Here is an 18,589-nt window from a genome sequence, read left to right as displayed (position 1 = left end):
TGTCCCACCCCGCCCCCTTCCGCTACATGCTTCAGCTGCGCAGGGCCTGGACCGCTGCGTCCAGCCGCTTGCCGAAGTCGCCGTCGGCCTGGCGGAAGTTGTTGATGGCGCGCTCGGCGATGTCGTCGCGCGAGACCTTCGCGATGAACCCGGCGAGGTTGTCGATCAGCCGGCTCTTCTCGTCCTCGGAGTAGAGCCGGTAGAGGTTCCCGGCCTGCACGAAGTCGTTGTCCTCGGCGTGGCTCGGCGCCTCGTGGGTACCCGTGCCGCCCGTGACGTGGGTGGCCTCCCACAGGGGGCGGTCCGTCTGGACAGGCCCGCCGAAGCTGTTCGGCTCGTAGTTCTTCGCGCCCTTGTGGCGGCCGTCGTACAGGTACCCGTCACGGCTGTTGGTCCGCGCCTCGGTGGCGTGCGGGCGGTTGACCGGCAGGTGGTCGGCGTTGATGCCGACGCGGTAGCGGTGCGCGTCGCCGTACGCGAAGAGACGGCCCTGGAGCATCTTGTCCGGGGACGGACCGATGCCGGGCACGAAGTGTGCGGGGCTGAAGATCGACTGCTCGGTCTCGGCGAAGATGTTCTCCGGGTTCCGGTTGAGCTCCAGCTTGCCGATCTCGATCGGCGGGTAGTCCTCGTGCGGCCACACCTTGGTGAGGTCGAACGGGTTGAAGCGGTACGTCGCCGCCTCGGCCGCAGGCATGATCTGGACCTGCACGGTCCAGGACGGGAACTCGCCCCGCTCGATGGACTCACGCAGATCACGCTGGTGGCTGTCCGGGTCCTCGCCGGCGAGCCTGTTGGCCTCGTCCTGGGTGAGGTTCTTGATGCCCTGGTCGGTCTTGAAGTGGTACTTGACCCAGAAGACCTCGCCGGCCTCGTTGCTCCACTGGTAGGTGTGGGAGCCGTAGCCGTTCATGTGCCGGAGCGTGGCCGGGATTCCCCGATCACCGAAGAGCCAGGTCACCTGGTGAGTGGACTCGGGCGACAGCCCCCAGAAGTCCCAGACGTTGTCCGCCTCCTGCGAGCCGGTGTACGGGTCGCGCTTCTGGGTGTGGATGAAGTCGGGGAACTTGATGGCGTCCTTGATGAAGAACACCGGGGTGTTGTTGCCGACGAGGTCGTAGTTGCCGTCCTCGGTGTAGAACTTCAGCGCGAAACCGCGCGGGTCGCGCACCGCGTCGGCCGAGCCGAGGTTGCCCGCGACCGTGGAGAAGCGCAGGAAGGTCTCGGTCTGCTTGCCGACCTCGGAGAGGAACCTGGCACGCGTCCACTGCGAGACGTCACGGGTCAGCGTGAACGTGCCGTACGCGCCGGCGCCCCGTGCGTGCACGATGCGCTCCGGTATGCGCTCACGGTTGAAGTGCGCAAGCTTCTCCAGCAGCGACTGGTCCTGCACCAGAACCGGACCGCCGACGCCCGCGGTCTGGCTGTTCTGGTTGTCGGCGACCGGTGCGCCGGCCTCCGTCGTGAGCGGTCCCTGTGTCACGTGCGCCTCCTGCGTCGTTCCTGCTCATTCGTCATGCCGTCGTGCCGTCATGGCGAGCTCAGCCTGCCCCCGGCCAATGTCGTATCCGATCCTACAATGGACTAAGTCCAAGTCAAGGCAGGCTCTAAAGCCACACCCGTTCAGAACCTGACTCCCGCCCACTGTTAGGCTTGCCCCCATGAGTGACCTCCTGGAACGACTTCGCGGACGCGGCTGGCGCATGACTGCGCAGCGGCGCGTCGTGGCCGAGGTCCTCGACGGGGATCACGTGCACCTGACGGCCGACGAGGTCCATGCGCGGGCCGTCGCCAAACTGCCCGAGATCTCCCGCGCCACCGTCTACAACACCCTGGGTGAGATGGTGACCCTCGGCGAGGTCATCGAGGTCTCCACCGACCGCCGGGCCAAGCGCTACGACCCGAACGCACACCGCCCCCACCACCACCTGGTCTGCGCGAAGTGCGGCGCCATCCGCGACGTGCACCCGGCGGGCGACCCGCTCGCGGACCTGCCGGCGGGCGAGCGTTTCGGCTTCATGATCTCCGGCGTCGAGATGACGTACCGCGGCATCTGCCCGAACTGCGCCACGGTCGCCTGACCCCAGCCCCCCGCCCTCACCGGACGTCCCGGTGGGGGCGTTTCGTGTGGGCCGGGCACCCCTGGGACAGACCATCGCCCGCGCGTTCCCCGCACACCCCCTTCCCCAATCTGACGGGTCGTCATATCGTCATCGGCGATCACAGCCGCCCCCGCGACGGCTGTGCACCTCGATGTGCACGAGGAGAGACCCGTGGGAGACCCGCACCCGAACCCACCCCAGGCAACCGCGCCACCGATCACCACCCCCAAACTCCGCGCCCGCGCCCTGTCCCGCTCCTTCGGGCGCGGAACCCGGGCCCTGGCCGCCCTCGGCCCCGTCGATCTCGACATCCCGCCGGGCGAGTTCACCTGCATCGTCGGACCGTCCGGCTGCGGCAAGTCCACCCTGCTGAGGATCGCGGCCGGGCTCCTGCGCCCCAGCGCCGGTGAGCTGTCCATCCGTACGACGTCGCCCCGCCCGGCCGCGATGATCTTCCAGGACTACGGGATCCACGACTGGAAGACCGTCCTCGCCAACGTCCGCTTCGGCCTCGACATCCAGCACATGCCCCGCCGGGCGGCCGATGCCAGGGCACGCGACTGGCTGGCCCGACTGGGACTCGCCGACTTCGCGGGCGCCTATCCCGCCGAGCTCTCCGGCGGCATGCGCCAGCGGGTGGCCATCGCTCGCGCACTCGCCGTCGAGCCCGAGATCCTGCTGATGGACGAGCCGTTCGCAGCGCTCGACGCACAGCTGCGCACGATCCTTCAGGACGAACTGCTCGACCTCACCCAGACCACCCGCACCACCACCCTGTTCATCACCCACAGCCTGGAGGAGGCGATCGTGCTCGGGGACCGGGTCCTCGTGATGTCCGCCAGACCGGGCCGGATCATCGCCGAACACCGTCCGCCGTTCGCCCGGCCGCGCACCGGCGACATCCGCTCGACACCCGAGTTCACGGCGCTGAAGAGCGAGTTGTGGGAACTGCTGCGCGGCGAGGTCAGTGGAGAGGCGGCACCGGTATGAGTACGGCCCTGAAGTCCACGACCGTCGACGAGCAGGTCCTGGTCCGCAGGCCGGGGCCGCAGGAACTCCATCCCGTACGCACCCACCGCAGGCGCCGCACCCTGGAGATCGCGCTCGCCGTGGCCGTACCGCTGCTCCTGGTGCTGCTCTGGCAGCTGGCCGCGGCCAGGTCCTGGATCGACGACCGCGTCTACCCCGCGCCCTCCACCATCCTCGCGGACGGCTGGGACCGCGCGGCCGACGGCGATCTGTGGCCTGATGTGTGGGCCACGCTCAAGCGGGTCCTCGGCGGCTACGCGATCGGCACGGTCGCGGGCTACGCCCTCGGCCTGCTGATGGGTTCGCTCGCGCTCGTCCGGGCCGCGCTGGAACCGCTGCTCGACGCCCTCTACGTCGTACCGAAACTGGCGCTACTCCCGGTCTTCCTCAACATGTTCGGCCTCGGCGAAGGGCCGCAGATCGCGTTGGTCGCCACCACCGTCTTCTTCTTCGTCTGGATCTCGACGATGGCGGCCGTGCTCGCCGTTCCGGCCGGTCACCGGGATGCGGGGCAGGTGTTCGGCGCCTCGCCCTGGCAGATGTTCCGGCACATCCTGCTGCCCGCCTCGCTCCCCGCGGTCCTCGTCGGTGCGCGGATCGCGGCAGGAGTGGCGGTGCTCGTCATCGTCGCCTCGGAGCAGATCGCGGCGGCCGACGGGCTGGGCCACCTGATCTTCGACTCCCGCGCCCTGTTCCAGAACGACGTGATGTTCGTCGGCATCGTCTGTGTGGCGGTGCTCGGCGTCGTCTTCTCCGAAGTGGTGCGGATCGCGGGCCGGCTGCTCACCCCGTGGGCCCCGCGCGACCGCGGCCGCAGTCAGTCGTGAACGGCTCCACCCGCTCCCCTTACGGAGGCACTGTGCGTACACGTACCCCCTTCACCTGCACTGTTGTGCTCGTGGCGGCGTCCCTGCTCGGCGCGGCAGGCTGCGCCGGGAACGACTCGTCGGACGGCGCCGACGCCGCGGACGCCGCACCGCGCACCGTCAAGCCCGTCGCCGGCTGCGGCGCCGGCAGCTGGACCGACCCCTCGGACCTCGCACCCGACCGCAAGCCCGCCCGCTGCGACAAGGGGGCTCCGGCCGCCCAGCCGCTCGCGAAGAAGCGGAAGATCACCGTCGCCACCGGCACCCTGAGTGCGGAGTACGTCGCTCCGCTTCAGGTCGCGGTCGCCAAGGGCGAGTTCGAGAAGGAGGGTCTCGACGTCTCCCTGAAGGTGCTCCCGACCCCGGACGCCCTGCCCCTGCTCGCCAAGGGGGACGTCGACGCGCAGTGGGCTGCGCCCGAGGCCGCCGTGATGAACGGCATCAACGGCGGCTTCGCCATCAAGTGGGTCGCCGGCAACTTCTCCCCCGACCCGACCTCGAAGAGCGGTCTCTGGGTGCGCCTCAAGGAGGGTGAGAGCGCCGATCACGTGGACATGGCGGGGCGGAAGCTCGGCACGATGATCGGCAAGGGCTCGGTGATCGCGTATCCGATGGACACCTCGCTGAAGAAGCACGGCGGCGGGCTCGACAAGATCAGTTTCCAGCAGCTCGGCTCCGCGGACGTGCTCACCGCCCTGCAGAACGGCGGCGTGGACTCCGCCTGGCTGCTCGACCCGATCTGGCGGAAGGTGGACGGGGACGAGAAGTACGCCTTCCTGGGAGGCCAGCCGGTCGGCGAGCCGCTCGGCGGGCTCCTGTTCGGCCCGACGCTGCTGAACAAGGACCCGGACGCGGGCGTCGCCTTCCTCCGGGCCTACATCCGCACGGTGAACACCTACTTCACCGACGACTACAAGTCCGATCCCGCCTTCGTCGCCGAACTGGCCGGACTGATGAAGACCGACGAGGCCACCCTGCGGTCGACACCGTCGATGCGGATGGACTGGGAGATCCGGAAGGGCACGACGGACCGGTTGCAGAAGGCGTACGCCGACTCGGGTGTCTCGGATGGCACTCCGGTGCCGGAGGACAAGGCCGTGGACCGGGCGATGTACGGGGAGGCGGTGGGCCACAAGCCCTGAGCCGCCGGCATCCGCGTGCGGCATGCACAGAGGGCCGGATCCTCGAAAGGATCCGGCCCTCTGTCTTGAGTAGCGGGGACAGGATTTGAACCTGCGACCTCTGGGTTATGAGCCCAGCGAGCTACCGAGCTGCTCCACCCCGCGTCGTTGTGATCCCCACAGTACGTCACGCCCTGGACCAGCGCAAATCCCTTTCCCGGGCCCAGCCGGCACCGGGCGCGACGCGCCAGGATGCCCCGCATCCCGCGCGCCGCGCCCGCTACGCGGTCAGCTCCTGGTGCAGCGCTTCGCGCAGCCGCGCGGCCCGCTCCGAGACCTCCGCGGGCCCCAGCTCGACAGCCCGGGCACACCACCGCTGCCCCTCGGTGAGTTCACCGCGGCGCGCGGCCAGCAGGGCCAGGCGCAGGGCGGCCCGCCCGTGCCCGTCCTCGGCGGCTCGGCTCCACCAGAGTGCGGCCTCGCGCTCGCTGCCCTCGCGGGCGAGCAACAGTCCGAGGTTGAAGGCCCCGTTGCGGCTGCCCGCCTCGGCAGCCGCCCGGTACCAGCGGGCGGCGCTCTCCACGTCTCCCCGGGCGGCGGCGAGCATACCGACGCGCACCTGGGCGCGGCGGTGTCCCTGCTCGGCGGCGCGCTCGTACCACTCCTCGCACTCGGTCTTGTCCGGCATGGGCTCGCCGAGCGCGGGCGGGCCGGGCGGCGGCTGGCGCGCGTCCAGCAGCCCGGCCAGCCGGAAGGCGGCCTCCGGGCTGCCGCCGCCCGCCGCGCAGCGCAGATGACGCTCGGCCTCGCGCTCCTGGCCGTGGTGCAGCAGCGCCATACCGACCTGGAGCGCCGCCTCGGTGTGGCCGGCCGCCGCGGCACGCTCGTACCAGAGCAGGGCCGTACGGTCCTCGTCCCGCCCTGCGTGGAGGATGCCGAGGTTGAAGGCGGCGTCGACGCTGCCGGCCTCGGCCGCCTTGGAGAACCAGGGCTCCGCGCCGGTCGCGTCGCCCGCCTGGAGCAGGAGCACGGCCAGCGCGTTGGCCGCCTCGCGGTGGCCCGCGTAGGCGGCGCGCCGGTACCACTGCTCGGCCTGCGGCGTACGGTCCTGGGCCGCACAGAGCAGCCCGAGGTTGTACGCGCCGTTGACGTCGCCCGCGTCCATCGCCGCGCGGTACCAGCGCTCGGCGGTCTGCTGCTCGCCCCGGGCCGCGTGCAGCGCGCCGAGTGCGTTGGCGGCGTTGCCGTCGCCGTCCTGGGCGGCGCGCAGCCACCACACGGCGGCGCTCTCCTGATCGCCCGCGTCGCGCAGCAGGAAGCCCAGCGCACAGGCGGCCCGCGCCTCACCGGCCTTGGCGGAGATGAGGTACCAGCGGCCGGCCTCCTTGAGCTCGCCGCGCTGTTCGAGGATGGCGCCGAGGTGCAGAGCGGCACGCCGGTGTCCGCGGGCGGCGGACTGCCGGTACCACTGCTCGGCCTCGCCCATGCGTCCCGCGTCGGGGCCCGCGACCGGGCTGTCGTCCTTGCGCGCGGCAACCCCGCGCGTCCCGGCCCCCGCCTCGGACTCGGGTCCGGTACGGGGACCCAGTCCGGGGCGGCCGAACGCGTCGTGCACGTCGCCCGTCGCGTTGCGCTCCAGCATGCGCGCCAGCCGGTACGCCGCCTCGCGGTGGCCCTGCTCGGCCGCGGCGCGCAGCCAGCGCTCGGCGCCCACGTCGCTGCGGTGCTCGAGCAGGTCGGCCAGGGCGTACGCCCCCAGGGCGTGGCCCTGCTCGGCGGACTGGCGCAGCCAGTACTCGGCTCCGGGCTCGTCACCGCGCTCGCGGTAGTGGCGCCCGAGGGCGTGCGCGGCCGCGGCGGAACCGGCGACGGCGGCGATCCGCCACCAGCCGGCCGCCTCGTCCGCGTAGCCGCGCTGATGCAGGAGGACGCCGAGGTTGTTGGCCGCGGCGCGGTCACCGTCGGCGGTGGCCGCGCGCAGATAGGACTCGGCGCCGCTCAGATCGCCCCGGCGCAGCAGCAGCGCACCGAGAACGCTCATCGACTCGGTGTCCCCGGCGTCGGCTGCACGGCGGTGGCGCGCCTCGCTCTCGGCGTTGTCCGCGCTCGCGGCGGTCTCCGCACTCTCGGCGTTCTCCACGCCGTCGGCGGTCTCTGCGGTCTCTGCACTCTCGACGGTCGCGGCACACTCCGCAGTCTCGGCGGTCTCGATGTGGTCGTTGTACTGCGCGGCGGCAGCAGCAAATGCCACATCCGCCAATTTTTCCGCCGGATGGACGCGTTGCTGCACAAACCGCCCTGTCTCCAACAGAGTTGCCCTGTCCCCCATAAATACCATCGTCGCACCACCCGCAACCCGCGTACACCTGGTATATCGCGAACCAGTAAGGTCACTTCAGCGTTTTGTCGACATGCCCACAGAGAGACAAGTCAAACACGCTCGTGCCCAACTTGCGCTCGATGAACCGCACTTCACGCAGACTGCACAAAAAAAGCCACCACGACATGACGAAGGCCCGGATCCCCTGGAGGATCCGGGCCTTCGTGTTTCAGTAGCGGGGACAGGATTTGAACCTGCGACCTCTGGGTTATGAGCCCAGCGAGCTACCGAGCTGCTCCACCCCGCGTCGTTGTGTTCAAACCGTACCACGACGCGGAGGTGAAGCTTTACCGAGTTACTCAGTCGCCGCTGTCGGCACTGGCCGAGGCCGCCGGCTTCTTCGACTCGTCCGCCGTGCTCGGACTGCCGGACTTGGGCTGGGCGGCGGCTGCCCGCTCCAGCGCGTCCTGCAGGTCGTCCTGGGCCTTGCCGTAGGCGCTCCAGTCCTGTTCCTTCAGGGCCGTCTCACCTGCCGTGTAGGCCTTCTGCGCATCGGCGATCGCCTTCTTCAGCGCGGCGTCGCCGGTGGCCGGCGGCTCCGTGGTGTCGCCCGGTGGCTGTGTCGTATCGGCCGGTGGCTCGGTCGTATCGGAACCGTCCACCCCGAAGACCGCGTTGAGCGCCTCCCCGAGGCTGTTCTCAAAGACGATCTTCGATCCGTACGAGGCAGCGACCTTGCGCAGCAGCGGATAGTTCTGTGTGCCACCCCGGGTGTACACCGGCTCGATGTAGAGGAACCCTCCTTCGAGCGGCACCGTGAGCAGGTTGCCGTACTCGATGTCGGAGTCGGTTCCCTTGAGGTTCCTCACGAACTCGGCGACGTCGTCGTTGCCGTTGAGCTCACTCTGTACCTGGCCCGGGCCCTTCACCGTAGTGGTGACTCTCAGCAGCCTTATCGTGCCGTAGTCCTTGCTGGCCGCATCGGCGTCGACCGCCATGAACGCCCCGAGGTCGGGTCGCCCCTTGGGGGTGAACGTCGTCGTCAGCGAGAACTTCTGAGCCGCCTGATCCGGCATCTTTATGCTCAGGTAGTACGGCGGAACGGCACCGGACTCCTTGTTGGTCGGATCGTCCGGGACCTGCCACGCGTCACTGCCGCTGTAGAACTGCGCGGGGCTCGTGACGTGGTAGCGGGTGAGCAGTTCGCGCTGCACCTTGAACAGGTCCTGCGGGTAGCGCAGGTGGTCCATGAGGTCCTGCGGAATGTCCGCCTTGGGTTCCACGGTCCCCGGGAACGCCTTGCGCCAGGTCTTGAGGACCGGGTCCTCGGTGTCCCACTCGTACAGCGTGACCTTGCCGTCGTACGCGTCGACGGTGGCCTTCACCGAGTTGCGGATGTAGTTGACCTGGTTCTGCTGGGCGACGACCGCGCGCTGGTTGGTGGTCAGCGAGTCGGCCGTGGTGTCACCGAGCGTCGTGCGCGAGGCGTACGGGTAGCCGTTGGTCGTGGTGTACGCGTCGACGACCCACTGGATCTTTCCGCCGACCACGGCCGGGTAGGCGTCGCCGTCGATGGTCAGCCACGGGGCGACCGCCTCTACGCGCTCCTTGGGCGTGCGGTTGTAGAGAATCCGCGAACCGTCGCCGATGGCTCCCGAGTACAGGATCTGCGGTTCGCTGAACGCCACCGCGTAGGCGGCGCGGTTGAACGCGCTGGAGAGACTGACCCCGCTCTTGCCCTTGTAGCTGGTGGTCTTCTCGCCGTCCTCCTCGTAGTCGAGCTCCTTCTGGGGCCCGCCGACGATGGAGTACTGCTCGGTCTTCTCGCCGTAGTAGATCTCCTGCTGGTACTTGCCCAGCTCTCCGGTGGTCGGCAGACCGGACTCGGTGAAGTCGGGAGACCCCTTCGGGTTGGTACCGGTGGTGGTGCCCCGGGCGGCGATCGCGCCGTAGCCGTGGGTGTAGGTGAAGTGGTCGTTGATCCAGTTGCGCTTGGGGATGCCCTGGAGGTTGAGCTCGCGCAGACCGATGACCGTGTCCTGCTCCTTGCCGGCCTCGTCCTTGTAGCGGTCGACGTCCAGCGTCTTGGGGAACTGGTAGTAGTTCCTCTTCTGCTGGAGCTGCTGGAAGGCCGGGGAGACGACGTTGGGGTCCATCACCCGGTAACTGGCCGCCGCGTCCGCGCTCGCACGGAGCTTCGTGTCGTCGTCCGTGGTGGCCTTGCCCGCGTAGTCGGTGACCTTCGCGTCATCGATGGCGTAGGCGTCCCGCGTGGCCTTGATGTTCTTCTGGATGAACGGGGCTTCCTTGGCCTGCTCGTTCGGCTGGACCTGGAACTTCTGCACGATCGCCGGGTAGAGCCCGCCGATCAGGATCGCGGAGAGGACCATCAGCCCGAAACCGATCACCGGAAGCTGCCAGGTGCGGCGCCAGAGCGTCGCGAAGAACAGCACGGCGCAGATCGCGGCGATGCAGAACAGGATGGTCTTCGCCGGCAGATAGGCGTTGGCGTCCACGTACCGCAGGCCCGTCCAGTTGTCCGTGGCCTTGAAGTCGCTCGACTTCACGGCCAGACCGTAGCGGTCGAGCCAGTACGCCACGGCCTTCAGCGCGACGAAGATGCCGAGCAGCACCGAGAGATGGCCGGTGGCCGCCCCCGTCGCCCGCGCGCCGGGGCTGGTGATGCGCAGCCCGCCGTACAGGTAGTGGGTCAGCGCGGCGGCGATCAGCGAGAGCACCGTCGCCGCGAAGCCGAAGCCCAGCAGGAAGCGGTACCACGGCAGGTCGAAGGCGTAGAAGGACACGTCCAGGTGGAACTGGGGGTCCTTCTGGCCGAACGACACCCCGTTCACGTACATCAGCCAGGTACGCCACTGGCCGGAGGCGGACGCTCCGGCGATCAGACCGACGAGCGCGGTGATCGCGAGCAGCACCCACTTCTTGTACGGGGCGAGACTCATCCGGTAGCGGTCCAGGCTCTGCTGTTCCAGCGACATCGCGCTCAGCGGCGGCCGGAGCCGGTGCGCGAGCCAGATGTTCACACCGATGGCGATGGCCATCAGCAGTCCGAAGACGAGGAACAGCCCGATCTTGGTCCACAGAGTGGTGGTGAAGACGGATGAGAACCCGACCGACCTGTACCAGAGCCAGTCCGTCCAGAACCCGGAGAACATGACGAACGCCATGGCGAGGATCGCCAGGACGCCCAGTGTCATGAGCAGGGTTCGGGCGCGCCGGGACGGGCGGCCGACTCTGATCCGTGGCCCGGTCGGGCCTCCGCCGCGGTCCGGCATCTGGAAAGCCAACGTGCGCACCTCGAAGTTCGCGGTCGTGTGGAGCGGGCCCAGCGATCGTAGAGCCCACCTATGCAACTTACTGAGGCTTTACCTAGTTCCCGTTCCCGGGGCGGAAGGAGGCAGGATGTTGTCCATGCCCAACGTTTCCCCCTCAGGCCCTCCGATGGCCGCGAGCCCGCTCACCGTCGCCGTGCTCGAAATCGACGAGTACATCTCCGGCCTCGGCTGGGACCAGCCCGCCCGGCTCTTCGCCCTTGTCGACACCGCACGACTGCGGGTCCAGGAGCCCGGACTCGCCGCTCAGCTCGGCCTCGACGACGACGGCTCGAAGACCGCCGCACTCACCCCTATCGAGCAGGAGGAGCTTCCCGCAGGTACCGCACTGGACGAGTTCCTCGCCACGATCGCCTGGCCCGACGCCGTCGTCGGGTGCGCGATGACGGTCGAGCGGCTGATGCTGCCGCCGTCCGCCGAGGCCTCCGTGCCGGAAGGTCTCAACGACGCCCAGCTGACCAAGTGGGTGGCCAAGCACCCCGACCGGCAGGAGGTGCGGATGACCGTGGCGGTCCTGCGGGACGGCGCCCGCGAGTCGGCCGTACGCCTGCGGGAGAAGGACTCGCCGAACGACGTGCTGACCGGCGCCGGCCTGGTGCCGGGGCTGGCCGAGGCGCTGGCCGCGACCTTCGAGTCCTGACCCCGCCCTCCCGCACCGGCGGGGACGCGGTCAGCCTGCCGAGCAGCTCGGCAGCGCGGCCGCGTCCCCGGTGCGGATCTTCTCCAGCGACTTCTTGGCGTCGTCGATGGTGCCGACCTTCACCAGCGTGAGTCCGTCCGGGGTGTCGGAGGCGGCCGCCTTGCAGTTCTCGTCGGGGGTCAGGAAGTAGCGTGCGCCGGCGTTGCGCGCGCCGACCAGCTTCATGTTGATCCCGCCGATCGGGCCGACCTTGCCCTTGTCGTCGATGGTCCCGGTGCCGGCGATGAACTTGCCGCCCGTCAGCTGCCCCGGGGTCAGCTTGTCGACGATGCCGAGGGAGAACATCAGACCGGCGCTGGGCCCGCCCACGTCGGCGAGCTTGATGTCGATCTCGAACGGGAAGGTGTGGTCCGTCCCCGCCTGGATGCCGACGATCGCCCGGTTCTCCTTGGGGGCCTTCTCGGTGGTGATGGTGATCTTCTCGGTGCCCTCGGGCTCCCTGCCGGCCTTCTCGGCCGCTGCTGCGGTCTTGGCCGGGATGATCGTGAAGGTGACGTCCTGGCCGGGCTTGTGCCGGGTGACGAGCTTCGCCACGTCCTCGGGCTGCTTGACCGCTGTGCCGTCGACGGCCTTGATCACGTCGCCCGCGTGCAGCTTGCCCTGTGAGGGACTGTCCTTGAGGACCGTGGAGACCACGACCCGCGACGACACCGGGATCCCCAGCTCGGTGAGGGCCGCGACCTTGGCGCTCTCCTGGGACTGGCTGAACTCCTCGGCGTTCTCCTGCGTCGACTGTTCCTCGGTCTTGCCGTCCGGGTACAGGGTGTCGTGCGGCACGACCACACTGTCGTGGCCCAGCCATCCGTAGACGGCCTCGACGAGGTTCATGTGATAGTCGGCGCCGGTGACCCTGACCGTCGTCATGTTGAGATTGCCGGAGGTCTCGTACGTCTTGTGCCCGGTGATCTGCAGGACGGGCGCGCCGTCGACCTCGCCGAGTGTGTTCACGGTCGGCCCGGGGGACATCTCCGAGTACGGCACTTTGATCAGCACGCCTGCGCAGAGCAGCGCGATCAGGATCAGGGTGGAGGCGAGCATCGTCGCGGTGCGGCGTGGCATGGAACGACAGTACGGGAAGGGCCTGTCAGTGCACCGCCGGGGCCGGTCCGTACGTGGGCCGTGGCCGGGCGCGGAGAGGGCGCCGGGCGGCATCGGCGAAGGTCACGGACTGCGGATTGGCGACTGCGTACGGCCGGTGTGGCGTCAGACGTTCGATATCTGCTCGGCCGGTTCGGAAACGGAGTGCGAACGCTCCATCGCTTCACGGAACCGGGCGTAGCCGGCGAGCTCGGTGACGTCGCCGGTCGTGCGATTACGGGCAGCCCAGCGCCCCCATATAGAGGCACCGAGCGCAGCGAAAAGCGGAATCAACAACCAGGCGAGTGCTGCCATGACGACCTCCCTGCCCATGAGCGTCCGCAACCGAATGATCAGCAGATTAACCATCCGCAGAACCAACGCTCATGGCAGGGGTGTGGTTACGCAAATCGGGGTGGATATCCGCCAGTACGGTTTGCGCTCAGCAGGCGCCGACCCACTCCTCCGTGCCGTCGGAGAAGCGCTGGTGCTTCCAGATCGGAACCTCGTGCTTGAGGTCGTCAATGAGCTTGCGGCAGGCCTCGAAGGCCTCTGCACGGTGCGGGCAGGAGACCGCCACCACCACTGCGAGATCACCCACCTCCAGTTCACCCACCCGGTGGATAGCGGCCAGTGCCCGGACCGGGAACCCGGCGACCACCTTCTCCGCCACCCGGCGCATCTCGTCCTGAGCCGAGGGGTGGCACGAATAGCCCAGCGCCCCGACGTCCTGCCCGCTGTCGTGGTTGCGCACGGTACCGACGAAGAGCGCGGTGCCGCCCGCCGCTTCGTCGCCGACTGCGCGGAAGACCTCGTCCACGGACAGCGGTGTGTCGCGGATCTCCAGCAGCCGGATGGGGTCCTGTGCCGCGTGCTCGCCGGGGTGGTCATACGTGGGTGCCATGGCGACCATCGTGCCGTACAGCTCAGGCATCGTGGAATACGGCTTTCACCCGGCGGGCCGCCGGGCGCCTTGGAGCCTCCTACAGCCGACGGCCCCGGAGCCGCCCGCGTGGCGGGTGCCCCACCCGACGGGCTCCGGGCCGGTCCGGCCCTAGAAGCGGCGGCGGGCCTTGCGTGCACGGCGTACCAGGGCCGCGGTACCGAGGAGGGCCACGGTGGCACCTGCGGCCCCGGCCGCGGTCGCGTCCTTGCGGCCGAGCCGGCGGCCGGCGACGGTGTGGCGCCCCTCGACCTCTTCGAGGAGCGCCGCGAGCACCTCCTCGTTGGTCCAGCTCGGGCGCCACCCCACATCGTGCAGCCGGCTCACGCTCACCACCCAGGGATGCATCGTGTACGCCAGGTCGCCCGCCGGCGACGGGGTCAGGCCGATCCGGTGCAGCCGGGCCGCTGCGCCGAGTGCGACGGCCGAGGGCAGCTCCATCCGGCGGACGCCGCTGAGCTCCTCGACCTCCGCCTGTTCGAGCCAGCCGTCGCAGCCGACCGCGAACTCCCCGTCGATCTTCTCCAGCGCGGCGTACTCCAGCGCCGTGACCAGGTCTTCTACGTGGCAGAACTGCCAGGTGGGACGCGACCCGGCGACAACCAGGAGGCGGGGCGACTCGAAGTAGCGGGTCAGCGCAGTGTCCGTACCGCCGACGAGCACGGTGGGGCGGACCACGGTGACATGGAGTCCGGGGTGGGCGCGGGGTGCGCGGCGGCCGAGCCGTTCGATCTCCAGCAGGTCGCCGACGCCGGTGGCCTCGGCCGTGGCGCGCAGCTCGGCGTCCTCGGCGAGCGGGACGTCGTTGTCGGGCAGCGCGCCGTAGACCATCGCCGAGGTGCACAGCACGACGCGGTGGACGCCGACGGCCGCGGCCGCGGTCAGCACGGTCTGGGTGCCGCGCACGTTGTAGGCGGTGCGGGCGGCGGGATCGGTCTCCAGGTCGAGATCGAGCGCCAGGTGCACCACCACGTCGGCGCCGCGCAGCTTCTCCGCGATGGCGGGGTCGCGCACGTCGAGGATGTGCCACGTCGCCTCGGAGACCTCTCCGCGGCGCTCGTCGATGGCGATGACCTGCTTGATCTCCTCGGACGCCGCCAGGCGTGCGGTAAGCAGCTCACCGACTCCCGTCGCGGCTCCGGTGACGGCCACGACAGGGCCGCGGCTTCTGGGGCGGCTGCGGACGGACTTGTTCTCGGGCTTGTTCTCGGGCGAAGGCTCGGGCTCGTTCTCGGGCGAAGGGTCGGCCAGGTTTCGCGCTGCGCGAACCTGAGGATCTGGGGAACTCACCGGGCGTCTCCAGCGGTTGTCTTCAGTACGTACCCGAATGACGCGTACGTACCAGGTGGCGTCCATCCTGCCGCAGGCCGGGAGCAGGCGGAGCACTGAGGCCCCGAGCGGACTTGGTGTCTACGCTGGATGGTGATGTCGGGCAGTCGCCGTCGGTTCGAGCCGGCGGCCCTACGAGCCGAGGAAACCCGTGAGTGACACCCCATTCGGATTCGGCCTTCCGCCGGAGGAGCCGGACGACGGCGACAAGGGCAAGAAGAACGACCCCACCGGAGGTGGGCAGGGTTCGGGCGGTCCGGCGAACCCGTTCGGCTTCGGCCCCGGCGCGGGCGGTGACAACCCCTTCGCCGCCATGTTCGGCTCCATGAACCCGAACGACCTGGGCGCCGCCTTCCAGCAGCTCGGCCAGATGCTGAGCTACGAGGGCGGTCCCGTGAACTGGGACATGGCCAAGCAGATCGCCCGCCAGACGGTCTCGCAGGGCACCCCGGACGGCACCAAGGACGCGAGCGTCGGCCCGTCCGAGCGCGCCGCGGTCGACGAGGCGCTGCGCCTGGCGGACCTCTGGCTGGACGGCGTGACCTCGCTGCCGTCCGGTTCCGTCTCGACCGTGGCGTGGAGCCGTGCCGAGTGGGTCGAGGCGTCCCTCCCCGCCTGGCAGAAGCTGGTCGATCCGGTGGCCGAGCGTGTCGGCCTCGCCATGGGTGATGTGCTGCCCGAGGAGATGCAGGCGATGGCGGGCCCGCTGATCGGCATGATGCGGTCGATGGGCGGTGCGATGTTCGGCCAGCAGATCGGCCAGGCCGTCGGCGTGCTCGCCGGTGAGGTGGTCGGTTCGACCGACATCGGGCTGCCGCTCGGGCCGGCCGGCAAGGCCGCGCTGCTTCCGCTGAACGTCGAGCGGTTCGGCAAGGACCTGAGCGTGCCGCAGGACGAGGTGCGGCTGTACCTGGCCCTGCGCGAGTCCGCTCACCAGCGGCTCTTCGCCCATGTGCCGTGGCTGCGCTCGCATCTCTTCGGTGCGGTCGAGGGCTATGCGCGCGGTATCAAGGTCGACACCAGCAAGCTGGAGGACGTGGTCGGCCAGTTCGACCCGTCACAGCCGGAGCAGCTGCAGGACGCCCTTCAGCAGGGCATGTTCCAGCCGGAGGACACCCCGGAGCAGAAGGCCGCCCTGGCCCGCCTGGAGACTGCGCTCGCGCTGGTCGAGGGCTGGGTGGACGCCGTGGTCCACGAGGCCGCGAAGTCCCGGCTGACCTCAGCCGACGCGCTGCGCGAGACGATGCGCAGGCGCCGTGCCTCCGGTGGTCCCGCCGAGCAGACGTTCGCCACGCTCATCGGACTCCAGCTGCGTCCGCGGCGGCTGCGTGACGCCTCGCGGCTGTGGGCCTCGCTCACGGACGCGCGGGGTCTCGACGGGCGCGACGCGCTGTGGGAGCACCCCGACATGCTGCCCACCGCCCATGATCTGGACGATCCGGACGGTTTCGTCCACCACGAGCAGCTGGACTTCTCCGAGCTGGACAAGATGCTCGGCGAGGCAGCGAACGGGCCGCAGAAGCCCGCCCCCGGCACAGGCGGCACCGACGGGACCACGGACGACGGGACCGAGGGCGGCGACGGCAAGGACGACACCGACAAGTGAGCCTGCGCGAAGACGCCGTTCTCGTACTGAAGAGCTACCGGAACGGGCCGGACGGCCCGGCCCGACCCGACCACGCCCGGCCGGACGACGCCCAGGAGGAGCTGCGCAGCGCCTATCTGGACCATCTGGAGCTGCATCCCGACGGCATGTGGAAGGCCTGTGGGGCCGGGCATCTGACGGCCAGCGCCCTGGTCATCGACCCGGAGCGCGAAAGGGTGCTGCTCACGCTGCACCGGAAGCTGCGGATGTGGTTGCAGATGGGAGGCCACTGCGAGCCCGGGGACACCACCCTGGCCGCCGCCGCGCTGCGTGAGGCGACGGAGGAGTCCGGCATCGCCGGCCTGACCCTGCTGCCGGGCGGCCCGGTGGTCCTGGACCGCCATCCGATCCCCGCACCGTGCCACTGGCACCTGGATGTCCAGTACGCGGCGCTGGCGCCGTCGGGCTCGGCGGAGCGGATCAGCGAGGAGTCGCTCGATCTGCGCTGGTTCGCCTACGACGAGGTCGCCGGGGTCGCCGACTCCTCGGTGGTCCGTCTGCTGGAACGTACGCGCGCGGCCCTGGACGGCGACCGGCGGTAGGAAGCACGACGGCACGGGTAAGGGGCGGCCTCCTGGGAGGCCGCCCCTTACCGTCCACTTCACCGCGCCCCCTCACCCTCGTACACAGGAGTGAGGGGGCGCGGTGCTCAGTTCCAGGCGTTGTTCTGGTTCTGGGCGTGGGCTCCCTGCTGCCCCATGCCGTACTGGGCACGCATGCCCTGGCCGATCTGGGCACTCTGCGGGGGAAGCACCTCGCTCGGCTGAACGAGGGCGAAGCCCTGGCCGAGGAAGCTGAGCTCCCATCCCTCACCCGTGTTGCCACGCCGCCGGAAAACGCCTGAGGAGTGCGTCTGGGCCTGCATCTGCACCCGCAGGGAGCTGGACCAGGCGACGATCGCGTCGGCGTCGGCATTGACGTACTTGTCGGGTGTGACCTGCATCATCAGCGGCTGGCCGGAGGTCATCAGCGCGACCTTGCCGGTGCCGGAGATGTTGAGCTGGTACTTGCCGGTGCCCGAGATGCCGTACTGGCTGTCCACCGCGATGACCTCGGTGTGGAGGGACGAGTCGAGCGCCAGGACATAGGCGCTGTCCACCGTCAGACCGTCGCGGTCGACGTCCACCACGTGGACGTACTGCGCGAGGTTGGCGAGGTAGACCGTGCCCTGCCCGGAGCAGCGCATCAGATCGAGGCCCTCACCGGTGGTGGCGCGGGCGCGGCGCTGTCCGTGCGACTGGTACTCGCCGTCGAACTCCATCAGTCCCTGGTACGCGACCATGGCCCCCTTGCGGGCGAGGACGTCGTCGTGGCCGGTCAGCGAGACCCGCAGGAGCTGCGGGTTCTGCACCGTGTAGCGCTCCTGGGACTGCTGTTCCGTGTAGCTGAAAAGCGGACTCTGCATGGTGTGTTCTCCCTCCCCGTCAGTTCCGGACGCGCAGGCGGTCGGTACTGTCCTCGCTCGGCTGGACGACGACGATCCCCTGGCCGGAGAAGGCCATCTGGAACGCCTCGCCGCTGCCCCGCCCGATGAGCGAGGAGGCCTTGAAGCTGCGCTTGCCCTTCACCTTGAGGTTCGGGGACCACGCCACGAGGGCGTCCGGGTCGACGTACGTCTCGTCCTCGCCGCGTCCGCAGTCGACGACGATCGGCGTGCCGCGCGAGGTGATCGCGACCCAGCCGGTGCCGGAGATGCAGACGTTCCACAGGCCCTGGCCGGCGAACTTGGCCAGCCCCTTGACCCTTTCGACGCCCCAGGTGAGGTGGCCGTCGAAGGCGAGGACGTTGGTGCCGTTGACCGAGAGGGAGTCGTTGTTGAGATTGATGACGACCACATCGGCGCCGTAGTCGGCGAGGTAGAGCAGCCCGTCGCCGGCACACTTCATCAGGGGCGCGCCCTCGCCGGTGATCCACTGCGAGGCGATCTGGCGGACGGCCGGCGGGTTGGGCTCGTACTGGATGAAGCCCTCGTACGCCACCATCGAGCCGGTGCGCGCGTACAGGTCCTGACCGGTCGCCATGGCGACCTTCAGCATCGAATGGCCGTGGTTCTCCATCCGGGCCGTGACGGGGGTCGGGGCGTAGCCCGCGAGTTGCTGATTCATGA

16 protein-coding genes and 2 tRNA genes are annotated in these 18,589 nt (G+C 69.6%); 7 read left to right on the top strand and 11 right to left on the bottom strand.

Translation table 11 applies throughout. From position 1 onward, the window contains the following. Positions 1-31 precede the first annotated feature (31 nt). Positions 32-1,483, bottom strand: a complete 1,452-nt coding sequence (locus SH922_RS26710) for a catalase (protein WP_393060377.1) — start codon at positions 1,481-1,483, stop codon at positions 32-34. A gap of 178 nt (positions 1,484-1,661) precedes the next feature. On the opposite strand from SH922_RS26710, the gene SH922_RS26705 reads away from it, so the two are divergent. From SH922_RS26705 to SH922_RS26690, 4 genes are all read left to right on the top strand, one after another. Next, positions 1,662-2,081, top strand: a complete 420-nt coding sequence (locus SH922_RS26705; protein ID WP_393060376.1) for a Fur family transcriptional regulator — start codon at positions 1,662-1,664, stop codon at positions 2,079-2,081. Between the two features lie 192 nt (positions 2,082-2,273). Further along, positions 2,274-3,092 carry an ABC transporter ATP-binding protein gene (locus SH922_RS26700; protein ID WP_393060375.1) on the top strand — a complete coding sequence of 273 codons (819 nt, stop codon included), beginning with the start codon at positions 2,274-2,276 and terminating at the stop codon, positions 3,090-3,092. Next, positions 3,089-3,958, top strand: coding sequence for an ABC transporter permease (locus tag SH922_RS26695; protein ID WP_393060374.1), 870 nt, complete (start codon positions 3,089-3,091; stop codon positions 3,956-3,958). The genes SH922_RS26700 and SH922_RS26695 overlap by 4 nt, the downstream gene beginning before the upstream one ends. A 32-nt stretch (positions 3,959-3,990) precedes the next feature. Further along, the gene (locus tag SH922_RS26690; protein WP_393060373.1) at positions 3,991-5,139 is read left to right on the top strand and encodes an ABC transporter substrate-binding protein; all 1,149 of its coding nucleotides are present in this window, start codon (positions 3,991-3,993) and stop codon (positions 5,137-5,139) included. Between the two features lie 70 nt (positions 5,140-5,209). Here the strand turns inward: SH922_RS26690 and SH922_RS26685 are convergent. The 4 genes from SH922_RS26685 to SH922_RS26670 form a co-directional block, all read right to left on the bottom strand. Continuing rightward, positions 5,210-5,283: transfer RNA gene (locus SH922_RS26685), tRNA-Met, on the bottom strand. 115 nt (positions 5,284-5,398) lie between these two features. After that, positions 5,399-7,456 carry a tetratricopeptide repeat protein gene (locus SH922_RS26680; protein ID WP_393060372.1) on the bottom strand — a complete coding sequence of 686 codons (2,058 nt, stop codon included), beginning with the start codon at positions 7,454-7,456 and terminating at the stop codon, positions 5,399-5,401. Positions 7,457-7,671: 215 nt separating this feature from the next. Continuing rightward, positions 7,672-7,745: transfer RNA gene (locus SH922_RS26675), tRNA-Met, on the bottom strand. 52 nt (positions 7,746-7,797) lie between these two features. Next, entirely contained in the window at positions 7,798-10,731 is a 2,934-nt protein-coding gene (locus tag SH922_RS26670) for a UPF0182 family protein (protein ID WP_393063698.1), read from the bottom strand. Between the two features lie 127 nt (positions 10,732-10,858). On the opposite strand from SH922_RS26670, the gene SH922_RS26665 reads away from it, so the two are divergent. Next, entirely contained in the window at positions 10,859-11,428 is a 570-nt protein-coding gene (locus tag SH922_RS26665) for a PPA1309 family protein (protein ID WP_326738626.1), read from the top strand. Positions 11,429-11,458: 30 nt separating this feature from the next. Here SH922_RS26665 and SH922_RS26660 read toward each other — a convergent pair whose 3' ends face one another. From SH922_RS26660 to SH922_RS26645, 4 genes are all read right to left on the bottom strand, one after another. Beyond that, complete coding sequence (locus SH922_RS26660) at positions 11,459-12,547, bottom strand: PDZ domain-containing protein (protein WP_393060371.1); 1,089 nt, start codon at positions 12,545-12,547, stop codon at positions 11,459-11,461. Between the two features lie 144 nt (positions 12,548-12,691). After that, entirely contained in the window at positions 12,692-12,880 is a 189-nt protein-coding gene (locus SH922_RS26655; protein ID WP_393060370.1) for a hypothetical protein, read from the bottom strand. A gap of 127 nt (positions 12,881-13,007) precedes the next feature. Beyond that, the gene (locus SH922_RS26650) at positions 13,008-13,469 is read right to left on the bottom strand and encodes a molybdenum cofactor biosynthesis protein MoaE (RefSeq protein WP_393060369.1); all 462 of its coding nucleotides are present in this window, start codon (positions 13,467-13,469) and stop codon (positions 13,008-13,010) included. A gap of 150 nt (positions 13,470-13,619) precedes the next feature. Continuing rightward, positions 13,620-14,798, bottom strand: coding sequence for an SDR family oxidoreductase (locus SH922_RS26645; protein ID WP_393060368.1), 1,179 nt, complete (start codon positions 14,796-14,798; stop codon positions 13,620-13,622). A 190-nt stretch (positions 14,799-14,988) separates the two neighbouring features. On the opposite strand from SH922_RS26645, the gene SH922_RS26640 reads away from it, so the two are divergent. Beyond that, positions 14,989-16,443: a zinc-dependent metalloprotease gene (locus SH922_RS26640; RefSeq protein ID WP_393060367.1), complete on the top strand. Its 1,455-nt coding sequence runs from the start codon at positions 14,989-14,991 to the stop codon at positions 16,441-16,443. Continuing rightward, complete coding sequence (locus SH922_RS26635; protein WP_393060366.1) at positions 16,440-17,024, top strand: NUDIX hydrolase; 585 nt, start codon at positions 16,440-16,442, stop codon at positions 17,022-17,024. The genes SH922_RS26640 and SH922_RS26635 overlap by 4 nt, the downstream gene beginning before the upstream one ends. A 107-nt stretch (positions 17,025-17,131) precedes the next feature. On the opposite strand, the gene SH922_RS26630 is transcribed toward SH922_RS26635, so the two are convergent. Beyond that, positions 17,132-17,887 carry an AIM24 family protein gene (locus SH922_RS26630; RefSeq protein WP_393060365.1) on the bottom strand — a complete coding sequence of 252 codons (756 nt, stop codon included), beginning with the start codon at positions 17,885-17,887 and terminating at the stop codon, positions 17,132-17,134. Positions 17,888-17,906: 19 nt separating this feature from the next. Then, complete coding sequence (locus SH922_RS26625) at positions 17,907-18,587, bottom strand: AIM24 family protein (protein WP_148020615.1); 681 nt, start codon at positions 18,585-18,587, stop codon at positions 17,907-17,909. Positions 18,588-18,589: the final 2 nt, after the last annotated feature.

It is taken from the genome of Streptomyces sp. LN549 (assembly GCF_043203805.1).
GTDB lineage: Bacteria > Actinomycetota > Actinomycetes > Streptomycetales > Streptomycetaceae > Streptomyces.
Note: the sequence above shows the minus strand (reverse complement) of the source record. Positions and strands in the feature narration are given on the sequence as shown.